This is a genomic window from Pseudomonas sp. Y5-11 (assembly GCF_022368695.1).
GTDB lineage: Bacteria > Pseudomonadota > Gammaproteobacteria > Pseudomonadales > Pseudomonadaceae > Aquipseudomonas > Aquipseudomonas parakoreensis.
Genome location: NZ_CP058974.1, coordinates 5,059,391 through 5,075,804 on the forward strand (window position 1 = coordinate 5,059,391; position 16,414 = coordinate 5,075,804).

The following is a 16,414-nucleotide window of genomic DNA, read 5'->3' on the forward strand; positions in this document are numbered from 1 at the left end:
AGGTTTCCTGCCTGAATTCGGCTTGCTAGTGGAATCGGGTTGCTGCGTCACGCCAGTCGTGGGCGTGCAGGGCGTGGTCTGTGCCGACCGCGCAAGGCTTGGGGAATGCTGTCTGGCCGGGGCTGTACCCCCGAAGCCATTCACCAATGAGAACGGATGGCGTCTGCAAATAATTAGTCAGCGGGCAGGATCGCCAACGGGGGCCGGGGTGTGGCGGTGTGTCGCAGTTCTCGATTCGCACCTTTACGGAGCATTAGTTCTCTTTCTCAATTGACAATCATTATCATTCAACATAATTTGTCGCTCGATGTGTAGGACGGCCTCGTCCCCCGGCGTCCCACTAACCTATTGGCAGCAAGGTGATTTCCATGACGGAACAAGTATCCACAAGCAGGTGCGATTCACCGCTACTTCAGGCCTTCGTCGACAATCGACTGATTCTGGTGAAGATCGCAGCGCGCATTACCGGCTGCCGTTCGCGCGCCGAAGACGTTGTGCAGGATGCGTTCTTCCGCTTGCAATCGGCGCCGCCGATCACCTCGTCGATCAAGGCGCAATTGAGTTACCTGTTCCAGATCGTGCGCAACCTCGCCATCGATCACTACCGCAAACAGGCGCTGGAACAAAAGTACTCGGGCCCCGAAGAGGAAGGGTTGAACGTGGTCATTCAGGGCGCTTCGCCGGAAACCTCGCACATCAATTTCTCGACCCTGGAGCACATCGCCGACGCGCTGACCGAACTGCCCAGCCGCACCCGTTACGCCTTCGAGATGTACCGCCTGCACGGCGTGCCGCAAAAGGACATCGCCAAGGAACTCGGCGTCTCGCCGACCCTGGTCAACTTCATGATTCGCGATGCACTGGTGCACTGCCGCAAGGTGTCGGGCAGCCGTGGGGATGCGGCCTCGATGGGTCGGCGCTAAGCCCGGTTCATCGCAGAAAAAGATCGCAGCCTTCAGCAGTTCCTACAGAGGAATACCTTTCATGTAGGAGCTGCCGAAGGCTGCGATCTTTTGCTTTTACGCCAGCTTGCACCGATCAAAAAACCGCTCACGCCCCAGAATCATCAAGGCCGCGCGCTTGTGCGGAAAGTCGAACTCCTTCTCGCAGTGGAAGCACTGGTTGTGCATGTGGCCGATCATCTTCGCGTTATCGGCACGCGGTTCGGCGACCACGTGCTGGGTCCGCGGATCATCCAGAAACAGGTAGTGCACCAGCGCCGACAACCAGCTCGCGACCTTGTGCGGGCCACGGTGGTTTTCCTCTCCCACCAGCATGTGAATGCCACGGTCGTAATTGTCGGCGTCGTAGAACGGCGCGATACGGTCTTCCTTGGCCCAGTAGGCCTCGAAATAGGCAAACGGTTGATCGTCGAAACAGCCGATCAGCGTCAGGGTGTGCGGATCGGCGTCGAGCTTGCTCAGGTATTCGCGATGCTGGTCGAGGCTGCCCTCCTCCTGCCAGAAACTGGCGACTCGCGGGCTGTTCTGCCAGCGATTGAAACGCGCCAGATCCTGCTCGATCTCCAGCGTACGCAGGGAAATCCACGCACCGAGACGCGCATCGAAACGCCGATAGACCTCACCGCGCGGCTTCGCCGGGCGCAGCGGATGGCGCTTGCCGTGACTGATCACCATTTGTTGCGGGTAGCTGCCGGTCAGCGACGTGCCCAGCCAGGGTTGCGGCAACTGCCAGAACAGGGTGCGTTCGCAACGGTATTCACCAGCCACTTCGGTGCTGACCAGCAAACCGCTGAGCAACGCTTCAGTGGGTGGTTGATCGAGTTGCCAGAGCAGTTGCTGACAGTCCGGATCGCGTGCGAACAACCAGTAACAGGCCGCCCACAGCGCCTGCCCCACGGGCAGTGCGTAACGCTCGTCGAGCTGGATAGGGCCTTTGCCCAGGCGATCGAGGCGCAGGCGAATCAGCGGTTGCCCGTCCAGGCTCAGGCTCAGACGGCTTTCAGTGGCATCGGCTACCAGTTGGCTGCCCGAAGGCAGGGCCAGGGCAGTCAGGTCATTCAGATTGGACATGGGTCGGGCTCACGATAATCGTCGACAGTTCAACGATGGGACGTGAGCCGAGAGGAGAAATTTAGCCGCCCGGATGAAAATCGGTCAGCGATGAGCCACCGGCACCACGGCAATCTTGTAAGGATCGAAGATCTTCAGCATCTGGCCATTGTCGCGCAAACCCTGCAGCAACTTGCCGAACGCCTCGCCAGTGATCGGTGCCGTCGGACGCAGAATGGCGTAATGGTGGTAGACCTGATCGATGCGTTGCGACACCAGCAATTCGTCACGCACTTTCTCGTTGCGCAGCAGATAATCGAACAGGTACGAGCGCGTGACCAGAGCGATATCGGCGCGCCCGCGCAGCACCATCAGCAGATTGCTGTCGTGGGAATAGGTCAGCGTCGCGTTGAAGGTATCGGCGAGGTATTTGGGATCGGCGTTGAAGTTGGCGAACTCATAGTGATAACCGCTGTACAGCGCCAGACGTTTGCCCTTGAGGTCGGCGAAATAGTTCTGCTGGCGACCGTCTTCACGTTGCGCGACGAAAATCTCGGCATCTTCCAGGCCCATATCGACGTCGGTATGAGGAATCTCCTTCCAGCCCCAATCGGGGTTCTCGAAGATCGCCATGTCGATCCGGCCCTGCTTGAAATCACCGAAGCGCCGAGGAATCGAAGTCGGTACAAGTACGAACTGATAGTCCGCCTGCAGTGCATTGAGCGCCTCGACCAGTTGCGGCAGCAGGCCAGTGTCGGCACCACTTTCCGGACGCACGGTGTAAGGCGGAAAATGCGCCGCGCCCACCCGAACCAGTTGCGCTGCCTGTGCGGGTAGCACCCAAAATACCGCCAGCGCTACGAGCAAAAGCCCTGCGGTCGTCCGAATTGGCGAAGACTTCAAAACACCCCACTCCCCGAAAAAATGGCAATCAATGCATTCAAGCTAGGCGGTTTCGCCCAGTTAGCCAGTTTCCCGGCCTGTTAGAAAGTGGACTGGCGCTCTTCGAGCACCAGAATCAGCGCTTCATCGGCCAACTGATCAAGGCTCAGGCTGCCGCCGGCACGGAACCAGGTGGTGGTCCAGGACAGTGCGCCGGTGAGGAAACGTCGGGTAATGAAAACATCGCCACGGATAAACCCGGCCTCCTTGGCTTCGCCCAGCACTTGCAACCAGATCTCTTCATAGACATCACGCAGGGCCAGCACCCGGGCCTGCCCCTCCTCGGACAACGAACGCCACTCGTAGACCAGCACCGCCATTGCTTCGCCGCTGCCGCCCATGATCGACTGCAACTCGCAACGAATCAGCGCCAGCACCCGCTCGCGTACATTGGCGGCTTCGGCCAGCGCGGCGCGCATCAACGCAGTGTTGTAGACGATGGTCTCCTCCATCACCGCACGAAGGATTTCATCCTTGCTTTTGAAGTGATGAAAAATGCTCCCGGACTGAATCCCCACCGCCCCGGCCAGATCGCGCACGGTGGTGCGTTCATAGCCTTTGTTGCGGAACAGGTGGGCGGCCACTTGCAGTAGTTTGCCGCGTGCGCTGTCAGGGTCTGTCAGTTGGCCTTGGTCGACCAGTTCGCGCATGACCCTCAGGGCTTTTTGCTCGTCCACCCGTTCTCTCCTACAGTCGATCAGTCTGTTGCCCCCTGAACACGCAGGGTTGCGCGCAATTTAAGCCGCAGGCGGCAACCAAGCAAGCGCTTGGGCAGAAGATATTTCAGCTGTTTACAAACCAAGCGCTTGCTTGGTAGCCTCCAGACACTTCTGTCGCAGGTTCCTGAGTCGGAGATCACCATGCCCACGACCGTTCGCATCGGATGCGCCAGCGCATTCTGGGGTGACACCAGTACCGCCGCCGCCCAGCTCGTGGCAGGCGGGCGCCTGGATTATCTGGTGTTCGATTACCTGGCCGAGATCACGATGTCGATCATGGCCGGCGCCCGTATGAAGGACCCACAAGCCGGGTTCGCCGGGGATTTTGTCGAAGTGCTCGCGCCGCTGCTGCCGCAACTGGTCGAACAGAAGATTCGCGTGATCAGCAACGCTGGCGGAATCAATCCGAAAGCCTGTGCCGCCGCCCTGCAGGCCGCCTGCGACAAGGCCGGTGTCAGTCTGAAAATCGCCGTGCTGCTCGGCGACGACCTGCAGCCGCAATTCAAGCAACTCGCCACTCAAGGCATCCACGAAATGTTCAACGGCGCGCCGCTGCCGCCGATGTGCGTATCGACCAACGCCTACCTCGGCGCGCCGGGCATCGTCGAAGCCCTGCGCCTGGGCGCCGACATCGTCATCACCGGGCGCGTGGTCGACAGCGCGGTGGTCAGCGCGGCGCTGGTGCATGAGTTCGGCTGGGCCTGGCACGACTACGACAAACTCGCTCAGGCGGCGCTGGCCGGGCACATCATCGAGTGCGGCGCACAATGTACCGGGGGCAATTTTACCGACTGGCGCGATGTGCCGGATTACGAACACATCGGTTTTCCCATCGTCGACGTCAGCGCCGACGGCCAGTTCATCGTCAGCAAACCCGAGGGCTCCGGCGGGTTAGTGACGCCACTGACGGTTGGCGAGCAGATGCTCTATGAAATCGGTGATCCACAGGCGTATCTGTTGCCAGACGTAGTCTGCGATTTCACTCAAGTGAAACTGCAGCAACAGGGCAAAAACACCGTGCATGTGCACGGTGCCAAAGGCTTGCCACCCAGCGATAAATACAAAGTCAGCGCTACTTACCCGGACGGCTTTCGCTGCACCGCCAGTTGCCTGATCGCCGGCATCGATGCGGTGGACAAGGCCCGGCGCGTGAGCCAGGCGATCATCGACAAAACCTCGGAAATGTTCAGCCAGCGCGGCTGGCCGCCCTATAGCGAAGTCAACATCGAACTGCTCGGCAGTGAAGCCACTTACGGCCCTCACGGTCAGCGCCGTGACAGCCGCGAGGTGGTGATTAAACTCGCGGTGCGCCATCCACTGAAACCGGCGCTGATCCTGTTCTCCCGGGAAATTGCCCAGGCCGCGACCGGCATGGCGCCGGGACTGACCGGCATCGTCGGCGGACGGCCGACGGTCTATCCGCTGATCCGCCTGTTCTCGTTCCTGATCGACAAAAACGCCTGCACCCTGCAAATCGACATGGCCGGTGAGCAATACCCCTGCGCCCTGCCCGCGCAAACACCACTCGACAGCCACGCTCTGCCAACTCCCGAACAGCCACCCAAACCCCAAGGCCGCGCCGACGCCAGCGTGCCGCTGGTCAAACTGGCGGTGGCGCGCTCCGGCGACAAGGGCAACCACAGCAACATCGGCGTCTTGCCGCGTCGGCCGGAATACCTGCCGTGGATCGCCGAAGCGCTGACGCCGGCGGTCATCGTCGACTGGATGCGCCACGTGCTCGACCCGATCCATGGCCGGGTCGAACGCTGGTACCTGCCCGGCACCCACAGCCTGAATTTCCTGCTGGAAAACGCCCTCGGTGGCGGTGGCGTGGCAAGTCTGCGCATCGATCCACAGGGCAAGGCCTTCGCCCAGCAGTTGCTGGAAATCCAGATCCCGGTGCCGCAGAGCATCGCCGAACAACTCGACTAGAGGTTGGGCTTCATGGCTTACGCATCGATTTTCAAAGCCGATCTGTTCAGCGGCCAGACCCTCATCGTCACCGGTGGCGGCAGTGGCATCGGCCGTTGCACCGCCCATGAACTGGCAGCGCTCGGCGCCAGGGTGCTGCTGGTCGGGCGCAAGCCGGAAAAACTGCAAAAAGTCGCCGCCGAAATCGCCGAAGACGGTGGCCGCGCGCACTGGCACGCCTGCGACATCCGTGACGAAGACGCGGTAAAACAACTGGTCACTGAGTTGATCGCCGAGCACGGGCCGATCCACGGCCTGGTCAACAATGCCGGCGGTCAATACCCGTCGCCACTGGCCTCGATCAATCAGAAAGGCTTTGAAACCGTGCTGCGCACCAATCTGGTCGGCGGCTTCCTGATGGCCCGGGAAGTGTTCAACCAGTCGATGAGCAAACACGGCGGCAGCATCGTCAACATGCTCGCCGACATGTGGGGCGGCATGCCCGGCATGGGCCATTCCGGCGCGGCACGTTCGGGGATGGACAACTTCACCAAGACCGCCGCATTCGAGTGGGGTTACGCCGGGGTGCGGGTCAATGCGGTGGCGCCGGGGTGGATCGCGTCCAGCGGCATGGACACTTATGAGGGCGCGTTCAAAGCGGTGATCCCGACCTTGCGCGAACACGTACCGCTCAAGCGCATCGGCACCGAATCGGAAGTCAGTGCGGCGATTGTTTTTTTGCTCAGTCCGGCGGCGGCGTTCATCAGCGGCAGCACCTTGAAAATCGATGGTGCGGCCAGCCTCGGCAGCCGTGCATGGCCGCTGCACAAGGCGAGCCACAGCGAGTCGTTCAACGGGTTCCATCGGGCGTACCTGCCCGACGTCCTCAAGGACAAGGAGTAAGTCATGCCGCAGATCCAGTCCGAACTTGATCCGCACAGCGAAGCCTTCGCCCGCAACCGCGCGGCGATGCTCACGGCCATCGAGCACGTCCAGCAACTGGAACAGAACCTGCTGAACAAGGCTGCCGAAGCCAAGACCAAATTCGACAAGCGCGGGCAACTGCTGCCCCGCGAACGCCTGAACCTGTTGCTCGACCCCGGTGCACCGTTCCTCGAACTGGCGAGCCTGGCCGGCTACAAACTGCACGACGACAAGGATGGCAGCGCCGCCGGCGGTGGCTTGATCGCCGGCATCGGTTATGTGTCCGGCATTCGGGCGATGGTGGTGGCCAACAACAGCGCAATCAAGGGCGGCACCATTTCCCCCACCGGCCTGAAGAAATCCCTGCGTCTGCAACAGATCGCCCAAGAGAACAAACTGCCGGTGATCACCCTCGCCGAAAGCGGCGGCGCCAACCTCAATTATGCGGCGGAGATATTCGTCGAGGGCGCACGCAGTTTTGCCAATCAGGCGCGAATGTCGGCCATGGGGCTGCCGCAGATCACCGTAGTGCATGGCTCGGCCACGGCCGGTGGCGCCTATCAACCGGGACTGTCGGATTACGTGGTGGTGGTGCGCGGCAAGGCCAAGCTGTTTCTTGCCGGGCCGCCGCTGCTCAAAGCCGCGACGGGCGAGGTCGCCACCGATGAAGAGCTGGGTGGCGCAGAAATGCACGCGCAGGTTGCCGGCACCGCCGAATACCTGGCCGAGAACGATGCCGATGGCGTGCGTCTGGTGCGCGAGATCCTGCGCCTGCTACCGTGGAACGAACAACTGCCGTGGTTACCGGAACCGCAATACAAGGACCCGCTGTACCCGATCGACGAGTTGCTCGGGCTGATTCCCGACGACCCGAAGAAGCCCTACGACGTGCGCGAAATCATTGCGCGGATAGCCGATGAATCGGAGTTTCTAGAATTCAAAGGCGAGTTCGATCAGCAGACCATCTGCGGCCAGTTGAAAATCCAGGGCCGTGCCTGCGGCCTGATCGGCAACAACGGCCCGATCACCCCCGCCGGAGCGAGCAAGGCCGCGCAGTTCATTCAACTGTGCGATCAGAGCCAGACGCCGCTGCTGTTCTTCCACAACACCACCGGGTTCATGGTCGGCACCGAGTCCGAGCAGCAAGGCGTGATCAAACACGGCTCGAAACTGATCCAAGCGGTGGCCAATGCCCGAGTGCCTAAACTGACGATTGTCGTCGGTGGCTCCTACGGCGCCGGCAACTACGCAATGTGCGGGCGCGGTCTCGATCCACGCTTCATTTTTGCCTGGCCCAACAGCCGCACGGCGGTGATGGGCGGCGCACAGGCCGGCAAGGTGCTGCGCATTGTCACCGAGGCCAAACAGCTCAAGGAAGGCTTGGTGCCGGATCCGAAAATGCTCGACATGCTCGAACAGGTCACCGCGCAGAAACTCGACAGCCAGTCCACCGCACTCTACGGCAGCGCCAACCTGTGGGACGACGGCCTGATCGACCCGCGCGATACGCGCACCCTGCTCGGTTACCTGCTGGATATCTGCCACGAAGCCGACATCCGTACGTTGCAACCCAACAGCTTCGGCGTCAGCCGCTTCTGACCGCCACGGATCCCAAGGAGAACAATAAAAATGATCTTCACCCCGGAACACGAAGCACTGCGCCGCACCGTCCGCCAATTCGTCGAACACGAGATCAATCCACACGTTGATGAATGGGAAAAGGCCGGGCGCTTTCCGATCCACGAGATTTTCCGCAAGGCCGGCGACCTTGGTCTGCTGGGGATTTCCAAACCGGAAAAATTCGGCGGCATGGGCCTCGACTACAGCTATTCGATTGTCGCCGCCGAAGAGTTCGGCACCATTCATTGCGGCGGCATTCCGATGTCGATCGGCGTGCAGACCGACATGTGCACCCCGGCGCTGGCCCGCTTCGGCTCCGATGAATTGCGCGACGAATTCCTCCGCCCCGCGATTACCGGCGAGCAGGTCGGTTGCATCGGCGTCTCGGAAGTCGGTGCCGGTTCCGATGTCGCGGGTCTCAAGACCAGCGCGCGCAAGGATGGCGACGATTACGTGATCAATGGCAGCAAAATGTGGATCACCAATTCACCGAGTGCCGATTTCATCTGCCTGCTGGCCAACACCTCGGACGACAAGCCACACATCAACAAGTCGCTGATCATGGTGCCGATGAACACCCCGGGCATCAGCCTCAGCTCGCACCTGGACAAGCTCGGCATGCGCAGTTCGGAGACCGCCCAGGTGTTTTTCGACAACGTGCGTGTGCCGCAGCGCAACCGCATTGGCCACGAAGGCGCCGGGTTCATGATGCAGATGCTGCAGTTCCAGGAAGAACGTCTGTTCGGCGCGGCCAACATGATCAAGGGCCTGGAATATTGCGTCGACAGCACCATCGAGTACTGCAAGGAGCGCAAGACCTTCGGCAACGCGCTGATCGACAATCAGGTGATCCACTTCCGCCTCGCCGAATTGCAGACCGAAATCGAATGCCTGCGGGCGCTGGTCTATCAGGCCACCGAGCAATATGTGAAGGGTCAGGACGTCACGCGTCTGGCCTCGATGGCCAAGCTCAAGGCCGGGCGCCTCGGTCGTGAAGTCAGCGACAGTTGCCTGCAATATTGGGGCGGCATGGGCTTCATGTGGGACAACCCGGTGGCCCGCGCCTATCGCGATGTGCGGCTGGTGTCGATTGGCGGTGGCGCCGACGAAATCATGCTGGGGATCATCTGCAAACTGATGGGCATTCTGCCGGGGAAAAAGAAATGAGCCCCCTGCCCGATTGCCAGACACTGCTGCTGGAGCTGCATGGCGGCGTATTGCACATCACCCTCAATCGCCCGGAAAGCCGCAATGCGATGAGCCTGCACATGGTCGCCGAACTGCGTTCGGTACTGGCGACGGTACGCGATGAGCGCAGTGTCCGCGCCCTGGTGCTCAGTGGCGCGGGCGGGCACTTCTGCGCTGGCGGCGACATCAAGGACATGGCCAATGCACGCGCCCGGGGCGCCGATGCCTATCGCGATTTGAACCGCGCTTTCGGTGCGCTGTTGCAAGAGGCGCAGCAGGCGCCGCAAGTGCTGATCAGCGTGTTGCAGGGCGCGGTGCTTGGCGGCGGACTGGGCCTGGCGTGTGTCAGCGATATCGCAATGGCTGACCATCAGGCGCAGTTCGGCCTGCCGGAAACCAGCCTCGGTCTGCTGCCTGCGCAGATCGCGCCGTTCGTGGTGCAACGCATCGGCCTGACCGAAACCCGTCGGCTGGCACTGACAGCCGCGCGTTTCGATGGTCATCAAGCGCGACGCCTGGGGCTGGTGCATTTTGTCGAGCAGGATCCGCAGGCATTGGCCGAACGCCTCGACGAAGTACTCGACCATGTTCTGTGCTGCGCACCGGACGCGAATGCGATGACCAAAAAGCTGTTGCTGGCCAGCGCCAGACAGCCATCGAATGAATTGCTGGATGACGCAGCGCAGTGGTTCAGTAAAGCGGTGACCGGTGTCGAAGGGATCGAGGGCACGATGGCTTTCGTGCAAAAGCGAAAACCGCGATGGGCCACCTGAAAGCTTCGCAAGCAGGCCCGCTCTCACAGGTTTTGTGAACGATGCAAATTCCTTGTAGGAACGAGCCTGCTCGCGAAGAGGCCAGCCAACCCACCGCCAAATACTCAGGAAGATCACCATGCCCGCCATCCACAAAATCCTGATCGCCAACCGCGGTGAAATCGCCTGCCGCATTCAACGCACCGCCCAGGCCCTCGGCTATCGCACCGTCGCCGTATTCAGCGATGCCGACGCCGATGCCCTGCACGTGCAGATGGCCGATCAAGCGGTGAACATCGGCGCCGCACCGGTACACCAGTCCTACCTGAACATCCCGGCGATCCTCGATGCCGCGCGCCGCAGCGGTGCCGACGCGATCCACCCCGGCTACGGCTTTCTTTCGGAAAACCCCGGATTCGCCCGCGCCTGCGCTGAGGCCGGCTTGACCTTTATCGGCCCCAGCGCCGACGCCATCGAACTGATGGGCAGCAAGCGCCTGTCGAAAATCGCCATGCTCGACGCCGGTGTTCCTTGCATCGCCGGCTATCAAGGCGCCGCGCAGGACGACGCTACCTTGCTGCGCGAAGCCGAGCGCATCGGCTACCCGCTGATGATCAAGGCCAGCGCCGGCGGCGGTGGACGTGGCATGCGCCTGGTGCACAGCAGCGACGAGTTGCCGGCGCAATTGCGCACCGCGCGCTCCGAGGCACTGAATGGTTTTGGCAGTGACGAACTGATCCTCGAGCAGGCACTGATCGAACCGCGGCACGTCGAGGTGCAACTGTTTGGCGACTGCCACGGCAATCTGATCTACCTCGGTGAGCGCGATTGCTCGGTGCAGCGTCGCCACCAGAAAGTCATCGAGGAAGCGCCCTGCCCGGTGATGACCGGCGAGTTGCGCCGGGCCATGGGTGAAGCAGCATTGAAGGCTGGCCGGGCGGTGAATTACGTCGGTGCCGGCACCGTCGAGTTTCTGCTTGATGCCCGTGGGCAATTCTACTTTCTGGAAATGAACACCCGTCTGCAGGTCGAGCATCCGGTGACCGAACTGATCACCGGGCAAGATCTGGTCGCCTGGCAACTGGCCGTCGCCGAAGGTCAGCCGCTGCCGTTGACACAGGAACAGGTGACGCTGAACGGCCACGCCATGGAGGTGCGATTGTATGCCGAAGATCCGACGCAGAATTTCCTGCCGCAGACCGGTCGCGTGCAGGCCTGGGAACCGGTATTGAATCCCGGCGCGCGGATCGATCACGGCTTGCGCGAAGGTCAGTTGATCAGCCCGTTCTATGACCCGATGCTCGGCAAGCTGATCGCTCACGGCGCGACCCGCGAAGAGGCACGCCGCAAGCTGCTGCGCGCAGTGCAGGACAGCGTGCTGCTCGGTGTACAGAGCAATCAGCGTTTGCTGGTCAGCCTGCTGCAGCATCCGAAGTTCATCAGCGGCGAGTTCAGCACCGCGTTCATTGCCCAGCATTTCACTGATCACCCATGCCTGCACACTTACGCCCCCACCGCCGAGGAACTGGCCATCGCCGCCGTGCTGTTTTATCAGTCTGGCGCGCAGGCGCATCGCGCGCCGCTCAAGGGTTGGCGCAACAATGTCGGCGCGCCGCTCGATTACCGCCTCGGGCTGGAACAGCAGGACTGGAACTTGCAACTGCTTGCGAACGGCGCTGGCCGTTTCACCGTGAACGTGATGCAGCGCGCACTGGCGCTGACCGTCATTGAGTGCAACGAACGCTCGGTGACGCTGGAAGTCGACGGCCTGCGCCAGCGTCATGCGTATCGGATCGCCGGCGATGAACTCTGGCTGTTCACCCACCCCGGCAACCTGCGCCTGGAGGATCGAACTCATGCGCTGATCAGCAGTCAGAGCAGCGTCAGCTCCGGCACACTGAAAGCGCCGATGGACGGTGCCATCGTCGACGTGCTGGTCAGCGAAGGCAGTCCGGTCAGCAAGGGTCAGTTGCTGGTGGTGCTGGAGGCAATGAAAATGGAGCATCCGCTCAAGGCCGGCATCGACGGCGTGCTCAAGCGGGTGCAGGTCAAGGTCGGCGATCAGGTAAAAAATCGTCAGGTTCTGTTGCAGGTCGAGTGAGTCGCCAGGCGCAAACGCAAGGTTTGACTACGCTCTGATCTATCAGGACGCGTAAATCAGGAAACCTGCGATGCCCCATTGGCTGGTCATTGATCTGGAAGCCACCACAGATGAAGGTGGCTGGCCGGTTACGGAAATGGAAATCATCGAAATCGGCGCGACGCTGGTCGATCGAGCCGGTCGCGAGCAGGATCATTTTCAGCGGTTCGTCAAACCGACCCGACGGCCGTTATTGACGGCATTTTGTCGTGAACTCACGCACATCACCCAGGCCAATATCGATGCCGCGCAGCCGTTGAACGAGGTCTGGCCAGCCTTTGAGCGCTGGCTCGGGCAACACCAGACGCGCCTTGAGGGCTGGGCCAGTTGGGGCGATTACGACCGCAAGCAGTTACTTCAGGAATGGCAGCGCCTGCAACTCGACAGCGTGCTGGGCCGAGTGCCGCACATGAATCTCAAACAACGCTTTGCCAAGGCCCGACGCCTGGAACGACCGTTGGGCCTGAACGGTGCGCTGCAACTGGCCGGCATGCAGTTCAGCGGTCAGCAGCATCGGGCCCTGGAAGATGCGCGCAATACTGCGCGGTTGTTGCCGTTGGTTTTGCCACTCTGAAGTCAGGGCGAGAACTCGCCGGACACGCCCCGGGCAGGTGACGGCGCCGGGAGCCTTGTGCATACTGGCCGGCCCTTTTTAACCCTTTTAAGCCCCATTCAAGAGGAATCGCCCATGTTCAAAGTCAACGAGTACTTCGACGGCACCGTCAAGTCGATCGCTTTTGGCACCGCTGAAGGTCCGGCGACCATCGGCGTCATGGCCCCGGGCGAATACGAATTCGGCACCGCTCAGCGAGAAATCATGCACGTAGTTTCCGGTGCGCTGACCGTCAAACTGCCGGACAGCAGCGACTGGGAGACCTTCGCCGCCGGCAGCCAGTTCAACGTGCCGGCCAACAGCAAGTTCCAACTGAAAGTCGCCGTTGATACTGCTTACCTGTGCGAATACCGCGGCTAAGCCCACGGCTTTTCCCGGTGCAAAAAAATGCCCGTGTCCATGGACACGGGCATTTTTCATTCCCGGCCTCGGTTATTCGAGGATTTCCACCGGCATACCGACTTCCAGCCGACCATTGCTGTCGTTGACCAGATTCTGCCCGAACATCGCGCCATCAGCCTGGGCACGGTACTTCTGCAAGGTCGCCAGCGGTTCGCGATCGGCACTGCGCTCGCCAGTCTGCGGATCAATCGTGGTCAGGATGCAGCGCGAACAAGGCTTGACCACGCGGAACTCGACATCGCCGATGCGGATGCGCTTCCAGCCATCTTCGGCAAATGCCGTACTGCCTTCGATCACCAGATTCGGTCGAAAGCGCAGCATCTCCAGCGGTCGTCCGACCTTTTGCACCAGATCGTCAAGCGACGCCTCGCCAATCAACAACAGCGGGAAACCGTCGGCGAACGCGACCTGATCGTCGTCGCGGCCATACCCGGCCTGCGTCATACGCGCGCGATCAAGTGGCACCTGCACCAGACGGGTCGGTTTGCCGATGAAATCGCTGACCCAGCGGGCCGCTGCATCACCGGCATCCGGAACGCGCAGGGTGTCACGCCAGATAGTCACACCGCGCAACTCGGCATCGTCCTGCGGTAACGCAATATCCAGCGCGGTATGGTCGGGCGCACTGAGGGTCAGCCCGCCCTGCGCATTCCACAGAGCCGACAGCTGGCTCATTTTCGCCTCGGCCCTTTGGGTCAGGAAGCGGCCGCTGGCCTCGTCCACCAGCATCCAGCGTCGGTCCCCTTCAAGGCCCAGTTTATCCAGGCCAATCGATTGCAGAATCTCGGGCTTGCCGGATTTCAACGGGTAACGATAAAGCGCACTCAGACGCAGCATGTCCAGCTTCCTGATGGGCAAAAAAGCCACCCTATACGAGCTTTATCTGTGAATCAAAGCCTGATGCATGCGCCTGCACAGATAGTTTGTGGCGAGGGGATTAATCCCCGATGGGGCGCGAAGCGGCCCCACTTGAATCAAGAAAGCGGGACTGCTGTGCAGTCCATCGGGGATAAATCCCCTCGCTACAGAATTTCCTCAGGCCGGCACTTCATCGAGCATCAGACGCTGACGCACCACGTCCACCAGTTTGTCCGGCTGGAACTTGGAGAGGAAGTTGTCGCAGCCGACCTTCTTCACCATCGAATCGTTGAAGCTGCCGGACAGCGAGGTGTGCAGCACCACATACAGACCGCGCAGGCGCGGGTCATTGCGGATCTCGGTGGTCAGGCGATAGCCGTCCATTTCCGGCATTTCCGCGTCGGTAAACACCATCAGCAGTTTGTCGGTCATGTTCACGCCGGTATCGGCCCAGGCCTTGAGCATGTTCAGCGCCTTCAGGCCATCACTGGCAATGTGCATCTTCACCCCGAGCTGGCCGAGGGTGTCACGCAGTTGCGAGAGCGCGACGTTGGAGTCGTCCACCAGCAGCACTTCACGGCCACGGGCACGCTCCAGCACCGGATCGTCGAGTTTGTCGCGCGAAACCTTGGCGTTGTACGGAACGATTTCTGCGAGCACTTTCTCGACGTCGATGATTTCCACCAGTTGATCGTCGACCTTGCTGATCGCGGTCAGGTAGTGCTGGCGGCCAGCACTGGTCGGCGGCGGCAGGATGGCTTCCCAGTTCATGTTGACGATGCGATCCACGCCACCGACAAGGAACGCCTGCACCGAACGGTTGTACTCGGTGACGATGATGGTGCTGTTCGGCCCCGGTACCAGCGGGCGCATGCCGATCGCCTGGGACAGGTCGATCACCGGCAGCGTCTGGCCACGCAGGTTGACCACACCGCAGACAAACGGGTGACGTTGCGGCATCAGGGTCAGCTTCGGCAATTGCAGGACTTCCTGAACCTTGAACACGTTGATCGCGAACAATTGGCGTCCGGCCAGTCGAAACATGAGAATTTCCAGGCGATTCTCACCCACCAGTTGCGTGCGTTGGTCTACCGTGTCGAGAATGCCGGCCATCAATGACTCCTGGGCTTGTTCTGATGAATTCACTACTAAGTGGGGTTATCGGCTGTTGATGGCGATTCTTGATCCCCACAAAATCACCACCAAAATGCCACACACAGGCATTGATGTCACATTAACATCATGGTTTACTGGCCCGGCGTTTTCATCTGCTACATTCTCTTCTGGCGCGACCACAGTTTGCGCCACAGGTTCCCGCGTGTAAGGGAATCCCCTAGTAACAATCAGGCCCAACCTGATGTTCGCAATATCCAATAGCCATTAATGTGACGCCATTCTCATTGCATGAACGGAGTCAGGCTATTGTGTGCGATCGCAGGTCAGTGGAAACCCACCCTCTGGAAAACCTCAGCCAGTGCACTTGCACGGCGGGGCGCGATCTCCCGACGGTTCATGATCGTCGACACACACGGCATTCCCTCATCAGACATGACGCTGTGGAGATAAGCATGCCAATCGACCGTAAAGACTGGGCACAACGCTTTCCCGAATTTCTCGTCGAAGCGGAAACACTCCTGGCCAAGTCGGAAGAATGCCTGAGCCACCTGCAATTGATCAGCAACGACAAGGATGCGATCGACTGCATGCGCAGCACCCTGCTCAAGCTGGCGAGTCGTGCCGAAGCGTTGGCACTGGAAGCGATTTCCGAGTTTTCCCTGCACATTCACAGCTTGCTCGATCATGCCCCGGACTCTATCGATCTGCACGCTCAGGCACTGAATGCGCTTCAGGACTGTTTCACCCTGATGGCCTGGCAGATTGAACTGGTCGATCACAATACCGGGCAACTGAGCCTGGATAGCAGCGAGCAGACCTCGCTGATCGAAGCCTTCGCGTTCCAGGTCGGCCAACGCCAGTTTCAGCCTTCGCTCTCGCCCCGGCCTGTTCCGCTCTTGTCTTATTCCGAGCGCCAGGCCTGATTCGCAGCGGTTAATGCGCACATCGAGGCTGTAGAGCCGAATCGCTGAATGTCGCAAATGAATAGTTCATGCCCGCCAGCGACAATTCGAATTAAATAATCAAACCTGACACCCGCAGAAATTTTCCCGCGCATCAGGGTTTGCCTGTGTCCGTGTAACGATCAACTTCAAGCGCCACGGGATATCTATCCAGCATAATAAGGTGACTTTTTTCCATTATGGAACTCACGTCCAACATGGCGACTTTCCTGACCCTTTGGACATATATGGCAAACGCGACCAACGGTATCTTAA

Annotated in this window: 15 protein-coding genes; 10 read left to right on the top strand and 5 right to left on the bottom strand. The window is 60.6% G+C overall.

What is annotated here, in order from left to right; translation table 11 throughout:
* Nucleotides 1–368: 368 nt before the first annotated feature.
* A complete protein-coding gene (locus tag HXW87_RS22505) occupies nt 369–923 on the top strand; it encodes an RNA polymerase factor sigma-70 (RefSeq protein ID WP_027613402.1) in 555 nt (184 codons plus the stop codon).
* 96 nt (nt 924–1,019) lie between these two features.
* Here the strand turns inward: HXW87_RS22505 and HXW87_RS22510 are convergent, their stop codons facing one another.
* From HXW87_RS22510 to HXW87_RS22520, 3 genes are all read right to left on the bottom strand, one after another.
* Nucleotides 1,020–2,033 carry a GNAT family N-acetyltransferase gene (locus tag HXW87_RS22510; RefSeq protein WP_239777794.1) on the bottom strand — a complete coding sequence of 338 codons (1,014 nt, stop codon included), beginning with the start codon at nt 2,031–2,033 and terminating at the stop codon, nt 1,020–1,022.
* An 84-nt stretch (nt 2,034–2,117) separates the two neighbouring features.
* Entirely contained in the window at nt 2,118–2,915 is a 798-nt protein-coding gene (locus tag HXW87_RS22515; protein ID WP_131671627.1) for a transporter substrate-binding domain-containing protein, read from the bottom strand.
* Nucleotides 2,916–2,995: 80 nt separating this feature from the next.
* Nucleotides 2,996–3,631, bottom strand: coding sequence for a TetR/AcrR family transcriptional regulator (locus HXW87_RS22520; protein ID WP_047295384.1), 636 nt, complete (start codon nt 3,629–3,631; stop codon nt 2,996–2,998).
* Between the two features lie 183 nt (nt 3,632–3,814).
* On the opposite strand from HXW87_RS22520, the gene HXW87_RS22525 reads away from it, so the two are divergent.
* The 8 genes from HXW87_RS22525 to HXW87_RS22560 all read left to right on the top strand — a co-directional run bounded on the left by HXW87_RS22525 (nt 3,815) and on the right by HXW87_RS22560 (nt 13,181).
* Nucleotides 3,815–5,605, top strand: a complete 1,791-nt coding sequence (locus HXW87_RS22525) for an acyclic terpene utilization AtuA family protein (RefSeq protein WP_239777795.1) — start codon at nt 3,815–3,817, stop codon at nt 5,603–5,605.
* A gap of 12 nt (nt 5,606–5,617) precedes the next feature.
* The gene (locus HXW87_RS22530) at nt 5,618–6,487 is read left to right on the top strand and encodes an SDR family oxidoreductase (protein ID WP_095668681.1); all 870 of its coding nucleotides are present in this window, start codon (nt 5,618–5,620) and stop codon (nt 6,485–6,487) included.
* 3 nt (nt 6,488–6,490) lie between these two features.
* Nucleotides 6,491–8,107 carry a geranyl-CoA carboxylase subunit beta gene (gene atuC, locus HXW87_RS22535; protein WP_047295391.1) on the top strand — a complete coding sequence of 539 codons (1,617 nt, stop codon included), beginning with the start codon at nt 6,491–6,493 and terminating at the stop codon, nt 8,105–8,107.
* Nucleotides 8,108–8,137: 30 nt separating this feature from the next.
* Nucleotides 8,138–9,295 carry a citronellyl-CoA dehydrogenase gene (atuD, locus tag HXW87_RS22540; protein WP_027613409.1) on the top strand — a complete coding sequence of 386 codons (1,158 nt, stop codon included), beginning with the start codon at nt 8,138–8,140 and terminating at the stop codon, nt 9,293–9,295.
* Nucleotides 9,292–10,089, top strand: coding sequence for an enoyl-CoA hydratase-related protein (locus HXW87_RS22545; RefSeq protein WP_239777796.1), 798 nt, complete (start codon nt 9,292–9,294; stop codon nt 10,087–10,089). Before atuD ends, HXW87_RS22545 begins: the two co-directional genes overlap by 4 nt.
* Before the next feature lie 118 nt (nt 10,090–10,207).
* Nucleotides 10,208–12,169: an acetyl/propionyl/methylcrotonyl-CoA carboxylase subunit alpha gene (locus tag HXW87_RS22550; RefSeq protein ID WP_239777797.1), complete on the top strand. Its 1,962-nt coding sequence runs from the start codon at nt 10,208–10,210 to the stop codon at nt 12,167–12,169.
* A 70-nt stretch (nt 12,170–12,239) separates the two neighbouring features.
* Nucleotides 12,240–12,782, top strand: coding sequence for an exonuclease domain-containing protein (locus tag HXW87_RS22555; RefSeq protein WP_047295400.1), 543 nt, complete (start codon nt 12,240–12,242; stop codon nt 12,780–12,782).
* 114 nt (nt 12,783–12,896) lie between these two features.
* Nucleotides 12,897–13,181 (top strand): pyrimidine/purine nucleoside phosphorylase, encoded by a 285-nt coding sequence (locus tag HXW87_RS22560; RefSeq protein WP_003226701.1) that lies wholly within the window; start codon nt 12,897–12,899, stop codon nt 13,179–13,181.
* 72 nt (nt 13,182–13,253) lie between these two features.
* Here HXW87_RS22560 and HXW87_RS22565 read toward each other — a convergent pair whose 3' ends face one another.
* Both HXW87_RS22565 and HXW87_RS22570 read right to left on the bottom strand, forming a co-directional pair.
* Nucleotides 13,254–14,060 (bottom strand): MOSC domain-containing protein, encoded by an 807-nt coding sequence (locus tag HXW87_RS22565; RefSeq protein WP_239777798.1) that lies wholly within the window; start codon nt 14,058–14,060, stop codon nt 13,254–13,256.
* A 198-nt stretch (nt 14,061–14,258) separates the two neighbouring features.
* Nucleotides 14,259–15,194, bottom strand: coding sequence for a chemotaxis protein CheV (locus HXW87_RS22570; RefSeq protein WP_003226705.1), 936 nt, complete (start codon nt 15,192–15,194; stop codon nt 14,259–14,261).
* Nucleotides 15,195–15,649: 455 nt separating this feature from the next.
* On the opposite strand from HXW87_RS22570, the gene HXW87_RS22575 reads away from it, so the two are divergent.
* Complete coding sequence (locus HXW87_RS22575; protein ID WP_047295403.1) at nt 15,650–16,120, top strand: hypothetical protein; 471 nt, start codon at nt 15,650–15,652, stop codon at nt 16,118–16,120.
* Nucleotides 16,121–16,414: the final 294 nt, after the last annotated feature.